At 38.4% G+C, this 15,013-nt stretch carries 9 protein-coding genes; 1 reads left to right on the forward strand and 8 read right to left on the reverse strand.

Annotation, left to right across the window (positions count from 1 at the left end; genetic code table 11):
• Nucleotides 1-983 precede the first annotated feature (983 nt).
• The 7 genes from BM057_RS00855 to BM057_RS00885 all read right to left on the reverse strand — a co-directional run bounded on the left by BM057_RS00855 (nucleotide 984) and on the right by BM057_RS00885 (nucleotide 11,726).
• Entirely contained in the window at nucleotides 984-3,281 is a 2,298-nt protein-coding gene (locus BM057_RS00855; RefSeq protein ID WP_177186138.1) for a glycoside hydrolase family 65 protein, read from the reverse strand.
• Between the two features lie 97 nt (nucleotides 3,282-3,378).
• Nucleotides 3,379-4,224 (reverse strand): DUF1189 family protein, encoded by an 846-nt coding sequence (locus BM057_RS00860; protein ID WP_092090793.1) that lies wholly within the window; start codon nucleotides 4,222-4,224, stop codon nucleotides 3,379-3,381.
• Between the two features lie 42 nt (nucleotides 4,225-4,266).
• On the reverse strand, nucleotides 4,267-5,124 hold the full coding sequence (locus BM057_RS00865) for a sugar ABC transporter permease (RefSeq protein ID WP_092090794.1): 858 nt from the start codon (nucleotides 5,122-5,124) through the stop codon (nucleotides 4,267-4,269).
• Between the two features lie 4 nt (nucleotides 5,125-5,128).
• Entirely contained in the window at nucleotides 5,129-6,463 is a 1,335-nt protein-coding gene (locus BM057_RS00870; RefSeq protein ID WP_052181834.1) for a sugar ABC transporter permease, read from the reverse strand.
• A gap of 133 nt (nucleotides 6,464-6,596) precedes the next feature.
• The gene (locus tag BM057_RS00875; RefSeq protein WP_218147431.1) at nucleotides 6,597-7,892 is read right to left on the reverse strand and encodes an extracellular solute-binding protein; all 1,296 of its coding nucleotides are present in this window, start codon (nucleotides 7,890-7,892) and stop codon (nucleotides 6,597-6,599) included.
• Between the two features lie 212 nt (nucleotides 7,893-8,104).
• Entirely contained in the window at nucleotides 8,105-9,925 is a 1,821-nt protein-coding gene (locus BM057_RS00880; protein WP_092090795.1) for a glycoside hydrolase family 13 protein, read from the reverse strand.
• A gap of 91 nt (nucleotides 9,926-10,016) precedes the next feature.
• Nucleotides 10,017-11,726, reverse strand: a complete 1,710-nt coding sequence (locus tag BM057_RS00885; RefSeq protein ID WP_092090796.1) for an alpha-glucosidase — start codon at nucleotides 11,724-11,726, stop codon at nucleotides 10,017-10,019.
• Nucleotides 11,727-12,134: 408 nt separating this feature from the next.
• Here BM057_RS00885 and BM057_RS00890 point away from each other — a divergent pair, with 408 nt between their 5' ends.
• On the forward strand, nucleotides 12,135-13,502 hold the full coding sequence (locus tag BM057_RS00890; protein ID WP_092090797.1) for a D-serine ammonia-lyase: 1,368 nt from the start codon (nucleotides 12,135-12,137) through the stop codon (nucleotides 13,500-13,502).
• A gap of 293 nt (nucleotides 13,503-13,795) precedes the next feature.
• Here BM057_RS00890 and BM057_RS00895 read toward each other — a convergent pair whose 3' ends face one another.
• Complete coding sequence (locus BM057_RS00895) at nucleotides 13,796-14,797, reverse strand: LacI family DNA-binding transcriptional regulator (protein WP_092090798.1); 1,002 nt, start codon at nucleotides 14,795-14,797, stop codon at nucleotides 13,796-13,798.
• Nucleotides 14,798-15,013 lie beyond the last annotated feature (216 nt).

Consider the following 15,013-nt stretch of genomic DNA (forward strand, 5'->3'; position numbering starts at 1 on the left):
AAAAGTGTTGAGTCTCACTCAACGTTTTTAATGAAGCTTGTAGCTCATTAATTGAATTGCTAGCGAATAAATATTCACTAATGTTGTTTGTTTTGACACTTGTCAAAACGCCCTACACATTGGTTCGTCTTACTTTGTTTAGTTTTCAAAGGTCTAATTTCTTGCATTTATTGTTGCCTCAGCGACAACTTCTAAATAGTATCACAAGAGTGAAAAACTTGTCAACGTTTTTTTTTACGTTCATTATAAAGGTTTCAAAATCGATAATTTATTCTTTATCTGTCCGCCTTTATTTGCGACTTCGTTAGTTTATCAAGATGTCAAAACTTTGTCAACAGCTTTTTATTCATTTTTTTAGAAAAATGAATGTTTATCCATAAAGCAGTAAAAACAGCATCTCTGACTTTTGAAATATCATACAAAACAATTCATAGGGTCAAAGTATACCGTACGTTTTCGAGTAGCTTTATAGAAATTGTAAACAGTTACAATACCTATCTGCTAACACATTAAACTATATCAAGTTTCTTTTGTTTGGTCAACTGTTTAATTGAATTTTTTAACATGATTTTTTAAAAACGTATATATATACAATCTCAATAATTTTGACTTTTATCTTTTAAGTGTTGCATCTCCATCTAGCCTAAGACAATGATCAATCGTTCTGCATAACTTTCCTAAGATATTTCTATTGTATGCATATTTATCTTTGTTCTTTAACCATTGCTTCTAATAAATGGAAAGACATTTTAATGTTCTCATTGTGTAAACCTCTAAAGCTTCTTGAACAAACTAAACTTAAGAAACTGGTTGTAACTGCGACTTCCCTTTTTTGCAAAATATAAAATACTTTATTGAACATTTTTATTATTCTTTCTACAAAAATATCGTCTCTTATTCTTCATGAAAAAAGCTGTCGGCATCATTTGCTGACAGCTTTCTAGTAATATCCACTCTTGTTTGAAATTTAAGGCAAGTGTGTTTTATAGTGCGGTGTTCTTCTCTTGCTTTTGGATTGGACGAGAGATAGTATCTGTTAATTGGATTTTTTCGTCGTAAAGGAGTAAAGAAAGTGATTCGCCTTCTTGAAGGGTAATAGATACAGCTTCTTTTGTCACATTGATGTCCAGCAGTCTTTCTCGGTATTTGACTTTAAAAGTATACTGCTGCCAGTTTTGAGGACAAAACGGTCTGAAGCTTAACGTATCAAAAGCTGTTCGCATACCAGCAAAACCTTGTACGATTGCCAACCAACCGCCACTCATCGAAGTGATGTGCAGTCCATCTTCTGTATCATTATTATAATTATCTAAATCCAATCGAGCTGTACGTGCATACATCTCAAAAGCTTTTTCTTGTTTTCCTAATTCAGCTGCTAAAACGGAATGGATCGAAGCGGATAAAGAAGACTCATGCACAGTCATAGGTTCGTAAAATGCAAAGTTACGCTCCTTTTCTTCTAAACTGAATTCATGATTTAAATAATAAAAGCCTTGCAATACGTCTGCTTGTTTGATAAACGGTGAACGCAAGATCTTGTCCCAAGACCAATGTTGGTTGATCGGTCTTTCTTCAGGATCTAAAGTAGATGTATCTCTTAAATCTTTATCAAGAAAGCCATCATGTTGAACAAAAACACCCAACTCTTCGTCATATGGATAATACATTTGATTGACGATATCTTGCCATACCTTCTTCTCATCTTCTGTTACTTTCAATTCTTCCTGTTTAGCAGGAGATAGTTTTTCTAACGTCTCAAGCGTATAGCGAAGGGTCCATGTTGCCATTGTATTAGTGTACCAATTATTATTGATATTATTTTCATATTCATTTGGACCAGTGACACCGTGAATCATATATGCTTCATTTCGTTTTGAATAGTGAACACGATCTGCCCAAAAACGAGAAATGGCCATCAATACATCAATTCCTTGGTTCAGCAAATATTCATCATTACCAGTGTAGTTGGTATAATTATAGATGGCATACGCAATCGTGCCATTACGGTGGATCTCTTCAAACGTGATCTCCCATTCATTATGGCATTCGATACCATTAAACGTTACCATGGGATACAAGGCGCCTTTCAGTCCTTGTTGCTTTGCATTATGATAAGCACCCGGCAATTGCTGATAACGGTATTCGATCAATTGACGTGCAACTTCTTCGTCAGCTACAGACAAATACATCGGTAAAATGTATGCTTCTGTATCCCAATAAGTAGCACCACCATATTTTTCGCCTGTAAAGCCTTTTGGCCCGATATTAAGGCGTGAATCTTCACCATAATACGTTGAGAACAGCTGAAAAATATTAAATCGGATTCCTTGTTGGCTTTCATCGTCGCCTTCAATCTTGACATCTGCTTTGTGCCAACGATCTGCCCAAGCTTCAATATGTTCTTTCTCAACTTTTTCAACGCCTGCTTCTATTGCACTGTTTAAGACAGCTGCTGCTGTTTCTTTTTGCTTAGCCGGTTCGATATCTCGACTTGTGATCACACTGACAAGTTTAGATAACTTTGCTGTTTCGCCAGCTTTCATATTGTATGAAAATGATTCAGAAACAAGCAAATGATGGCCTTCCTGTTTATATTCTTGGTACCCTTCACTTTTTAACGTTTGCATCATTGTAGTGACCGTAAACTGTTCAATACCAAATGGGTTATCAACCGTCTTTGTTGTGAGATAGCTTTTCTCACCTACACCTTGATCGATCCCTAGCCAAAACTTTTCTTCATAATTGCTATCTTCGTTTTCTACGTCTCCATCTAGTTTTGGCTCAAAGCGAATTTCAGCTTCACCTGTTAGAACTTCAGCTGAAATTTCAATGACCGCCAATTCTTTACGGACGATACTGACATATCTTTTAAAATGAAAAAGAATTTCAGTTTCTCCTTGGTACCAGACAAATTGACGATAAAGGATGCCTTGCTTCATGTCTAAATTGATAGAAAAGTCTTTTACTGTATCTACTGCAAGATCGACTTTATGTTCATCTACATAAATATCAACTGGAATCAATTGCGTAGCGTTGATGACCTTACCGAAGTATTCCGGATAACCGATTTTCCACCAGCCGACACGCGTCTTATCTGGATACCAAACGCCAGCTAAGTAGGTTCCAATATGCGTATCTCCAGAATAACTTTCTTCAAAATTACCACGCATTCCCATATAGCCATTTCCTAAAGAAGTAAGACTTTCTTGCAGTCGTTTGTTTTCATTATCTAGCTGCTTTGTTTTTATTTTCCATGGATCAATGTCAAATAATCGTTTCATGATTGCTTCACTCCTAAATCCTTCAGCATTTGTCTATTTCATTTTCTAATGATATTCGGCTTTTATCTACTCATCAAACGTGCCTTCTTGATGCTGATTAAATAGTTTCTGTATAAATGCTTTCCTTCTTAAAAGCAGCATCTCTAAATTGTGTTTTAAAATAAACCAACAGCAGCAACAGAACCATTCCAATGGTTTGAATGCTGATCATTGTGATGATATCAAAACGGAAGATACCGATGATAGCAGCTGCGAAAGTCGGCAATGACAAACAGCTGACCATCACACTCACACTTTCTTTATAGCTGGTGATAGAAGTTTGACGGCTACGTTTGGTCAAGTAGAGAAATAAGGCCGAACCTGCAACGAGCAACACATTGATCGTCAATATCACCGCAAACAGCAGCAACGAAAAGACACCTGTTAAATAAGCTTGATTTTGAATCAGCCATTGGCGCGATAACTCTGCTTTAAAAGCTTGAACGGTTGCTGCTTGATGAAACGATACGTCTTTTGTATAGGGCACAGTGGCGATTGACTTTGATCCTTCTTTCAGTAGAAAAGCATCTTGTTGAAAAATCAATGCATTATCGGCTTTTAATGCTGTCTCTACTTCATCGCTTGATAAACCAGCGCCGACGATCCCTTCCGCTTTTTCAATCTCAAAAGCCGGTCCTTCTAATTGACCATCTGTGATCTGCATTTGTTCCATTTTTTGGACAACTGAATCATCAACCAGCTGATAGCTTTCTTTAAATGTTCCTTCCATCGGAAATGAATCAAGTGTTGCATAATGGATACTGACTGGGACGATCATCAAGCTCGTTAAAAAGACAATGATCAAAAACAATTGAAAAACATTCAATTCACGTCGTTCTGCAAACAATTTGGATGGTGTCCATATCTGTTTAAAATAATTTAAGGGAAACGCATTTAATTTCATCTTATCACACTTTCTTTCAAATCTTGAACTCGCAGCTCTTTATTAACCTTTTGTACCGCCAGCTGTCAATCCGGTTACAAAACTCTTTTGCAGATAGAAGAATAAGATACAAATCGGAACAGCAATCAAAATAGCGCCTGCTGCAAACAATGTCACTTGCTGATTTTTTGGATTGCTGATAAAAGTTTGTAATCCGATAGCTACCGTGTAATTTTTTTGAGAACGTAGCAAGAATCGAGCTAACATATACTCTCCAAATGGATTCATAAAGGCCCATAAGGCTTGAACTGCGATCATTGGACGAACGAGCGGCAAAATAATTTGCCAGAAAATACGAAAATGTCCTGCTCCGTCTAATCGAGCTGATTCATCTAAGTCTAGCGGTACAGTATCAAAGTAGCCTTTCATCAGCCATGTATTCATTGGAATCCCGCCGCCGATATATACCAAAATCAAGAACCAGTGTTGGTCTAATCCACCGATCAATAAGGCCATGACATAAAAGGCAGTCAATGCAGCAGTTGTCGGAACCATTTGAACGAGCAAGAAAAATTTCAGCGTTTGCTTGCGTCCTGCAAACCGGTATCGGCTGTAAGCATATCCCGCTAAAGTGATCGCAGCAACTTGCACAAGCATTGATGTGATCGCGACAACTAAAGTATTCAAGTACCATTGGCCATACATTGTATCGGTAAAGAGTCGCTTGAAGCTGTCCAGCGTCCAGTTTGCATTTAATTCCAGTCGGAAAGCCATTAAGTTTCCTGCTTTAAAAGCAGAAGTTACGGTGATCAATAAGGGATAAAGAATAACCGCACTAATAAACAAGAGAAATAGATAGGTCCAAAATTTTGTCCAGAAGCGTTGATTTTTTTGTGTTTTATATTTCTTTGCTGTTTTCATAAGATTAATCCTCCATTTCAAATGCTTTTGTCTGTTTAAAGACGAGCAGAGACACAAAGATCACGATCGCGGATATAATCAAAGTGATTGCTGAAGCAATATTGTACTGCGGAGAAGTTCCAGTCGTCAGTTTGTAGATCCATGAGATCAAAATATCAGTCGCTCCTGCACCGGACCCTACACTTCCCGGTCCTCCACCATTAAAGAGGTAAATCATTGAAAAGTTATTGAAGTTGAATGTATATTGTGTCACAAAAACTGGTGCAGCTACTGCAAAGATTTGAGGTAAAGTAATGTAACGGAATTTTTGCAAGGCATTTGCTCCATCAATTACTGAAGCTTCATACCAGTCATCTGGGATTGATTGCAGAATACCTGAAGTTAAGACATAAATATATGGGAATCCTAGCCAACCTTGAATACTGATGATCGCAATTTTAGTCCAAAATGGATCGGTCTTCCATGAAATCATCGGAATATCAACCAAAGGTAAATGGTTTAAGAGCGGAATCACTTGTGTATTGATTGCACCGGCACTATCATTGAAAATATTTGAAAAAGATAAAATCGTGATAAAAGCTGGTACAGCCCATGGAAGCAGTAAAATGACGCCAAAGATTCTCTTAAATTTGACAAACGGTTGATGCATCATGATGGCACAAAAAATCCCTACGACGATTTGTAAAGTTGTAGCAGACAGCGTCCAAATTATCGTCCAACCAAAAACAGCGCCAAATGTATCACGATAAGTACTCAATGTGAAAATACTTTTGAATGTTTCAAAACCTGTCCAGTCGATCAATGTCGCAGGCGGTATATGATAAAAGTCATAGTTGGTAAAAGCTATAAAAATAGTAACCAATACAGGAAAAACAATCGTGAAAATCATCAAGATATAAGCAGGTACTGTCAGTAAGTAGGCAAATCCATTATTCCATACGTTCTTCAACAGTTGTGTTGGAGTATGACTGACTGTGTCAGGACTTAAAATAGATTGTTTCGCTACTTTTCTAGCATCGACCATATTGACAAGATGAAAAATGGCATAAATCAAGATGAGTAAGAGCTGCATAGCTCCTTGGATCATAATGAAAAGAGAATGATCTTCTCGAGGGGTAGAACCGAGTGTAATGAGTCCATTTAAAGCATGAACACCTGAGAATAACATTTGAAAAACAAAGAGAGCAAAGATAATTAAGAAAATAACACCTTTAAAGATTTGTTTGTTATAGAACTGACCTAATCCAGGAATAAGGGAGAGCCATGTTGCTTTTTGCATATGCGCCTGCTGTTCTTTTGAAAATGTTACTTTTTTTTGTTTATTTGTCGTAGTCGCCATAGCGATTCAACTCCTTTTTTTAATGAGCAAGTCGGCGCAAGATAGATGACCAACTTTCTTTACTTCTATTTAAAAAAATCCGGCAGAGACCACTTTCTCATCTCCGCCGATTCCTTTGAATGTTCGTCTATGATTAATATTTTTGATCGATGTTGTCTTTGATGACTTTTACTGAATCATCAGCAGAATCTTTTGGAGATTTATTGCCTGAACCAGCATCGAACATCATTGTTTCAGCACCTACCCATACTTCGGCCATTTCAGGAATATTAGGCATTGGGCTTGAAACGTTGTATTGATTGATAACAGCCATCGCTAAATCATCTTCATCAGCATCGATAATTGATTTTCTGACCATTTGGTTTGCTGGGACTTCGTTAGTGAAATCATTGTATAAAACTTGCATGTTATCTTCATTCGTAACAAAATCTAAGAAGGCTTTTCCGAGGTCAACGTTTTGGGCGTATTCGCTGACGACCCAACCTTTACCACCTGCAAACGGTTGGTATTCTTCGCCATTTGGCAATGTTGGTACTGTTGAAACAGCAACATTGATATCAGATTTAGCATAGTTAGAAGCTGCCCATGGGCCATTGATGACTGCGCCAGCTTTACCAGTAGTAAACTGATCATCGATAAAGTTGCCAGCACTTGTAGCATCTAACATTCCTTTTGGCCAAATGTCTTTGAACCAGTGGGTAGCATATTCAATACCTTTAACTGCATCCGGTGTGTTTAAACCAACATCAGATGGATCTGTGCCCTTTTCACCAAATACATATCCGCCAAATCCATTCAACAATCCATAAGAGTTGTAGAAATCGACCCAGTTCGCTAAGAAGGCAACACTCTTATCTTTTTCACTTCCAAAAGCAAATTGTTCATCTTTTGTTAAGGCTTCCAATTCATCAAAAGTAGCAGGAGCTTTATCGATCAAATCTTCATTGTAATACAAGACCATTGATTCAATAACGAAAGGAGCACCATAAATTTTATCATTGATCATCACTTGCTGCTGATCGATTTCATCGTATCGCCCATCATCTGGCAACGTATATTCAGCAAGATGGCCCTGCATACCTAGACCGCCGATTCGATCATATGGGGACAACATTACGTCTGGTGAAAGTCCAGCAGGTCCATCAAGAGGCAGTGCCTCTAATGTCTCGAACATATCTCGTTCTTCCAGTTCGATCGTTGCACCTGTTTCTTTTTCAAATTTAGGTGCTAAGTCATTGATATAGTCAGCATACATTGGATCAATTGAAACTTTTAGCGTTTCTCCATCAAAGTTGTTTGCTGTTTCTCCTGAACCGTTTGTGTCCTTGTCAGCATTTTGATCACCGGTATTTCCGCCTCCGCATGCAGCCAAAAATAATGCGCTGGTAGAAACGAGTCCTAAAGCTGTTTTTTTCCACTTTTTCATCATTTTATTTCCCCCTTAAAGTATGTATGTTATTTGTTTACAACCATATTATTACTTACGGTCATTCTTTTTGCAATCGTTTTCTTCCTGTTACCGGTAACAAGAATCCAACTTTTTGAAACCCTTTTCTTTCTGAGTAACATTTAACCCGACAAGCAGCTGCCATTTTTGGTTAAGAGGCATCTGTTTGTCGGGTTTCTGTTTAGCTATTCATTTTAAAAAGCAGCTAAGATTTCATCTTCTTCCTCTTCATCTCCTAGCGTGAACAACAAAAAGCCATTGGGTTTCAGCTTAGCCGCATACCCGCTTACAGAAGTCAAATGGCTGAATACAGGTTCGATTTCTCGATGATAATGCAACTTCAAATTTTCATCTCCTTGATTGAAGTAACAATACAAGGTTTGTTCACTATCTTTCCGTCTGAAGCCGATCACTCTTTCCTCTTCATGAATATCATCCCAAAGCAGTTCACCATAGCTCAGCAGCTTCTGATGCTTTTTACGGAAATGGATCAGTTCTCTCGTAAATGTCATCATATCATGATCTTGTTTTTCTTCATCCCAGATCATGCATTTACGGCAATCTGGATCATCATATCCTTCTAATCCCACTTCGGTGCCGTAAAAAATACACGGCGCACCCATTTGTGTAAACATAAAAGTCAATTCAGCTTTGGCTACATATTTGTTTCCGTTTGCTTTTGTCAATAGTCGCGGAGTGTCATGAGAGTCTAGTGTATTGAACATGACTTCATTGGTTTGTTGACGATAAAGCATCAATTGTTTATTTAAACCAGAAACCATTCCACTTGCGGAACTAAATTTATTAATAAAGAAGCCTTCGATTTGTTCCGTAAAGGCATAGTTCATGACCGCATTAAACTCGCCGCCTTGCAGCCAGCTTTGTGAAGAATGCCAAATCTCGCCTAACATATAAAAATCATCTTTTAGTTTACTCATTTCTGCATTCATCAATCTCCAGAAATGATGGTCAACTTCATTCGCAACATCCAAGCGCCAAGCATCAATATCGAATTCACGTACCCAATAGGAAGCGATTTGCAGCAAGTATTGTTGAACGTCAGGATTTGCAGTGTTCAACTTAGGCATATGCCCAGTAAAAGCAAAGGTGTCATAATTCAACGGTCCGACATTTTCCAGCTCATCAGCAGACAAACCTTCTAATGATCGAACAGGGAACTCTTTGATGTGGAACCAGTCTTTATATTGAGAGGCTTCCTGTTTGTCTAACACATCTTTCCATTGATAAGAAGTCATCCCCATATGGTTGAACACTGCGTCCAGCATGACACGGATCCCTCTTTGATGTGCTTCTTCAACTAAAGTCTTGAATAATTGTTTATCCCCAAAGTGCGGATCGATCTCGAAGTAATCGACTGTATCATACTTGTGGTTTGAAGGTGCTTTAAAGATTGGGCAAAAATAAATACCGTTAATCCCAAGATCCATCAAGTAGTCCAAATGGTCGATCACACCTTGCAGATCTCCCCCATAAAAATCATCTCTTTCCGGGTTTTGTTTGCTGCCCCATTCTAATGTATGTTCAGGATCATTTGAACGATCGCCGTTTGCGAATCGTTCTGGAAAGATCTGATACCAAACGGTTTCTTTGACCCATTCAGGCGTTTTGATCTGATCGATACTGTGGAAGTAAGGCATACGAAAGAAACTGTTGATATTGTTCATATAGCGGTCTTCAAACGGATAAACGCCTCTGTCTGTATACAAGATCTCGATCCCTGAATGATCCGTTACATGAAAAGCATAAGCCAAACGACTATGCGGAGCGTACGTATCGATCATCCAATAGTCGTGCACATTCGTCCGGTATAACAACTTCATATTTTTTTCTTCTTCGATCCATTCTTCCCGATTATAAGCGTAATTGTCTCCGCTGATTAATTTTACACTTTTGATCTCGCCTGCTTTTGTGCGCAAACGAATGTGAAAGTGTCCTGTTTCGTATAGATAAGCATATTCGCTATCAGGTCGATGGTATAGTGCTGATGAATCCATTCTTAATCCTCATTTCTTTCTATCTTTTTTACATGTTTACTTGTCCATTCTACTGTTAAGACCGTTGCATTATCAAAAACAGCAACTCTTCTTATTTTTCAGATATGTCTTCTGCTTCTTCTGTATGGAACACTAAAACAACGGCCCCATAAGGAGATAAGCGGATCATGTCTCCTTCGATCATGTTGTTATTATTATTCAGCAACAACTGATAATCCCATTTGTTGAGTTTTGTTTCCCAGAAAGTTTCTTCCTCACTGCTGAAACTGCAACAGACTAACGCCGTCAAGTTTCCTAGTGTTCGTTCATAACAGTATAAGTTGTCATTGGTTTCAAGAAGCTTAAAGTCGCCTTTGGTAAACAAGGGTGTTTTTTTATACCTTAAAAGGAGTTTATAATACGAAAAAATGCTATCTTCATCTGATTCTTGTGTGGCGACGGTATAATTTGCTTCTTCATTGACACCGCTCCATGGTTCGACTGTTGAAAAGCCTGCAAATGGGGAATCGTCCCATTGCATCACGCCTCGGCTCGCACTTTTTGTATTAGAACTCAGCTCTTGCAGCAAAAAGGAATCGGCATAGCCAAAGTTTAATGCACGTTCAATGTACTGACGCTCATTTGTTAACGTAAAAGCATCCAGACTGTCTGACTGAAGATTTTTCATCCCGATCTCTTCCCCATTTAAAAGAATCGGCATCCCTTTTTGCAAATACATCAACGTAGCCAACATCTTACTGCTATTGCTGCGATATTTTTTCTCATCTCCAAAGCGAGAAACCATTCTTGGCATATCATGGTTATTCCAATACAATGTTGGTCCGCCAATATCTGCTAAGTTTTCTTGCCATTCTTTCATCGTTTCTTTGAACGCTTTGATATCTAACTTAGAAGATTGAAACTCCAGCGGCAATCGCGGATCTTTCAGTGTTTCATCCATTGTAAAGAAACGGAACGTGATCACGGCATCACAGCCGCCATTTTCTGGATCCGTATATTTTTTAGCCAGCTCGATATCTGCTGAAGCTGCTTCACCGACAATGAAGATATCCGGATAATCTTCCCGTAGTTTTTGCCCAAGACCATTGATGTAGTCAGTCACATTCTCTAAGTTAGAATAAAATTCCTCTGCCAAAGCGACTTCACCCTCCGCTGCTTCAACATCAGGGAACCCTTCTTCTTTTGCCAAATGAATAAAGGCATCCAGACGGAAACCGTCTATTCCTTTTTCAAGCCAGAAGTGACTGATCTTTGTCATTTCTTCCATAACTTGAGGATTCTTCCAATTTAAGTCCGGCATTTCTTTGGCAAATAAGTGAAAATAGTATTGATCACCATAAGGCTCCTTCTCCCATACACTGCCGCCAAAAAAGGATGCCCAGTTATTCGGCAGATGCCCTTCCGGACTCTGATCTTCCCAAATGTAATAGTCTCGGTAAGGATTGTCTTTACCTTTGATCGCTTCCTGGAACCATGGATGCTGATCAGAAGTGTGGTTTAAAACAAGATCAAAAATAACTTTCAACCCTCTTTTATGCGTTTCTTCGATCAACTCTTCAACATCAGCCATCGTACCAAAAACTGGATCGATTTGATAGTAATCTGATATATCATATCCGTTGTCTACTTTAGGGGACGCGAAGATTGGGTTTAGCCAAATGATCGTTGCTCCGAGTGCTTGAATATGATCCAGGCGTTTGGTCACTCCTCGCAAATCTCCAACACCATCTCCATTTGTATCTTGAAAACTACTTGGGTACACTTGGTAGATTACGCCCTGATTCCACCATTTATCTGTCATATGTTCTTTCCTCCTAGTGATGTTTCAATGTTTCCTCTCCTAATAGGTTACCCAAACAAAAAAGCACTTACAACTTGTAATTTGATGTTAGCGGTAACAGAAGATTCGATTCTGTCCAAAGTTTGTCTTTTACCGCTCTAACACTCGATTTTTTCCTCTTTTCTTGTTTTCTTTTTTCTCACATGATTCTTTCATTATTCCCCCTTTTTTATCGTATTTCACGGAAGAATATGTTATCCTTATCTAGAAATTTTAGTATCAATTTAATTAACGTTGAAACTGTTTTTTCCTTTGCTTGCTTACTGACTAAGTGAACATATCGAATAAACAGTAACAAGTGGTTATTGATAAGAAAATGAATGATTTAAATGATGAAAGCTTAATAACGATATAAAAGGAGAAATAGATATGTTTGAGCGAGTGATTGCTGGAAAGTCTTTAAGTGAATGGGTCGATCAATATCCTGAATTGGATCAGATCATTCATACAGAGGAGATTTTCTGGAACAATCCGAAAAAAGGACCCTTTGTTGAAGCATCAAAACAAACAACGTTGTCCAAAGCTGACGTAGATGATGCTGAACAACGTTTAGAACGTTTTGCTTCTTATATTCAAATCGCATTTCCAGAAACAGCAGAAGCTGACGGAATCATTGAGTCTGGCATTTCGCCAATTTCTGAAATGAAAAAGGTTGTGACATCTGCTTATCACACTTCGGTTCAAGGCGATTTTTACTTAAAACGAGATGATACTTTGCCAATCGCCGGTACGATCAAAGCGCGCGGTGCCATTTATGAAGTCCTGAAACATGCAGAAACGTTAGCTCTCGAGCATGGACTGCTAAAAAGCATCGATGAAGATTATGCTATTTTTGCTAGCGAAACTTTTAAAAACTTTTTCTCTCATTATAAAATCGCTGTCGGAACGACTGGAAACCTAGGCATCAGCGTCGGAACGATGGGTGCAAAACTTGGCTTTGATGTGACTGTCCATATGTCAGTTGAAGCTAAAAAATGGAAAAAAGACTTTTTGCGGACCAGAGGAGTTACTGTGATCGAGCACGAATCTGATTTTACAAAAGCAGTCGAAGAAGGTCGCAAGGAATCAGACAGAGACCCGATGTCCTATTTCGTCGATGATGAACATTCCGTTGACCTTTTCTTAGGCTACACTGTAGCAGGCAATCGGTTGAAAAAACAATTGGCTGACAAACAAATTTTAGTCGATGCAGACCATCCGCTTTTCGTCTATCTGCCATGTGGAATCGGTGGAAGTCCTGGCGGTGTTTCTTTTGGCTTAAAACAGGTTTACGGGGATCATGTCCATTGCTTCTTCGCTGAACCTACTCATATGCCAAGCATGTTGATTGGCTTGCTGACAGATCAACACGATGCCGTCTCTATTAAAGATTTTATGATCGACGGTGTGACTTGTGCAGATGGATTGGCAGTACCTCGAACTTCAGGTTTTGTTTCCAAAGTTATGGAGAACTTTTTCAGCGGAGGCTATACGGTCCAAGATGAAGAAACTTATCGTTTATTGACAACGATAGCAGACACAGAACACATCTTTCTCGAACCTGCAGCATTGGCTGGATTACCAGGACCGGCTCGTCTTTTCTCAACGAAAGAAGGACGCCGATATATCACAGAAAATCATTTAGAAGATAAAATGGATCGGGCTACTCATATTGCTTGGGCAACAGGCGGCAGCATGGTACCTGAAGAAGACCGCCGTGTTTTCTATGCCCAAGGTCAACAGCCTTTAAACGCTTAATGATCTCTATTAAAAAAAGAGACTCTACAATATTTAACATTGGTCAGAAAAAAATCATTTTTTTAATGCTAAATCGGGAAGAAATTTCTTTACCAATGTTAGAAGAAGAACCAAAAAAAGACAGACGCTGAGCAACAATTCAACGTCTGTCTTTTTTTGTATGGATAAAACCATGGTATAGTGAACACTTCAATCTTTAAAATCTAATGTTAGGGATAAAATGATCGAACAGTTTTTTATTATCGCTTTCAAAAATCTCTATTTTTATCCTGTTACGATTTTTTATACAGCTTTTATTCAGCATCTTCTGCAGCTAGTGCAAGGCTTGATGTTTTTTCCTTAGACGGTTTTCGAGTTGTTTCTCTTGGGATCAGCTTTGAATCAAAAAATTGTTTTCCTTGTGATTTCCCTTTTTCTTTGATTTTTTTCAAAATCATTTTAGCACAAGCTTCTCCCATTTCAACGACCGGCTGTCTGATCGTAGTTAATCTTGGAAAAGCGATTTGATCCAAAAATATCCCATCATGGCCGATAATACCAAAATCTTTCGGGATGGATCCATTCATTTTTTGGATGGCTCTTTCCACGCCAATCGCTAATCGATCTGAACTGCAGATAAAAACGGTATTGTGTTCAATCTGTTCCCAATTCTCTTCAACATAAGCAGCGCTATAACGTGACCGATTCTCAAATCGAATGATGCGTGCGTCTTTTTGATGATGCTGAACAATTTCAAGAAAACCTGCTTCTCTAGAACGTTCGAATGTTTCATTGACATCAATTCCAACGAATACGAAATGTTCATAACCTAGCTCAACGGCATATGCTGTTGCAATCGAAACACCTTTTTTATTATTCGTATCAATAAAGTCATAGCCGCGATCATTTTCGCCAAATAATACCACTGGCTTATTTGCTCCATTGATCCAAGCGTAATCTTCTTGACGAACACCGGTCATAATATAGCCATCGCAAAGCCCGAGATCAAAATTGTTTTTCGTGACCAGCTGAAGAGAATACTGTTCTTTATCCAAACCTTGCGCGATGCCTGTCAGCAAATTCATATAGTAAGGTTCCGTAACATCCATTTCTTCCAGAATAAACAATTTGATCACAAGTGTTCGATTGTTGACTAAAGCTTTAGCAGCTGTGTTAGGCCGATAGTTTAATTCCTTCATGGCCGCAAAGACCAATTCTTTTAATTCGTCGGTTACTTGTTCAGGATGATTGATTGCTCTTGAAACAGTCATTTTCGAAACATTAGCCCGCTTCGCAACATCATTTAAAGTCGTCATCCGCTTTCCTCTCTTTCAAAGCTATTTTATGTAGCTCTTGCCTCCATTATGGCGGCTTTTATCGAAAAAAACAAGCTGTTTTAAGAATAGCTTAATGATAGAAAGGCTTTTTAAGCGACTGTTACATTGACCTATACCACTTGATTTTCTGTTGAAATGAAGCTTTTCAATCATTTTGTGACTATTTCATTTGTAGCATCAAAAAAGCACAGCAAA

Source organism: Pisciglobus halotolerans (assembly GCF_900113675.1).
Taxonomy (GTDB): domain Bacteria; phylum Bacillota; class Bacilli; order Lactobacillales; family Carnobacteriaceae; genus Pisciglobus; species Pisciglobus halotolerans.

Excerpts from the sequence above, each read along its gene's own strand:
- BM057_RS00855 (WP_177186138.1), bottom strand. The coding sequence starts at position 3,281 with ATGAAACGATTATTTGACATTGATCCATGGAAAATAAAAACAAAGCAG.
- BM057_RS00860 (WP_092090793.1), bottom strand. The coding sequence starts at position 4,224 with ATGAAATTAAATGCGTTTCCCTTAAATTATTTTAAACAGATATGGACA.
- BM057_RS00865 (WP_092090794.1), bottom strand. The coding sequence starts at position 5,124 with ATGAAAACAGCAAAGAAATATAAAACACAAAAAAATCAACGCTTCTGG.
- BM057_RS00870 (WP_052181834.1), bottom strand. The coding sequence starts at position 6,463 with ATGGCGACTACGACAAATAAACAAAAAAAAGTAACATTTTCAAAAGAA.
- BM057_RS00875 (WP_218147431.1), bottom strand. The coding sequence starts at position 7,892 with ATGATGAAAAAGTGGAAAAAAACAGCTTTAGGACTCGTTTCTACCAGC.
- BM057_RS00880 (WP_092090795.1), bottom strand. The coding sequence starts at position 9,925 with ATGGATTCATCAGCACTATACCATCGACCTGATAGCGAATATGCTTAT.
- BM057_RS00885 (WP_092090796.1), bottom strand. The coding sequence starts at position 11,726 with ATGACAGATAAATGGTGGAATCAGGGCGTAATCTACCAAGTGTACCCA.
- BM057_RS00890 (WP_092090797.1), top strand. The coding sequence starts at position 12,135 with ATGTTTGAGCGAGTGATTGCTGGAAAGTCTTTAAGTGAATGGGTCGAT.
- BM057_RS00895 (WP_092090798.1), bottom strand. The coding sequence starts at position 14,797 with ATGACGACTTTAAATGATGTTGCGAAGCGGGCTAATGTTTCGAAAATG.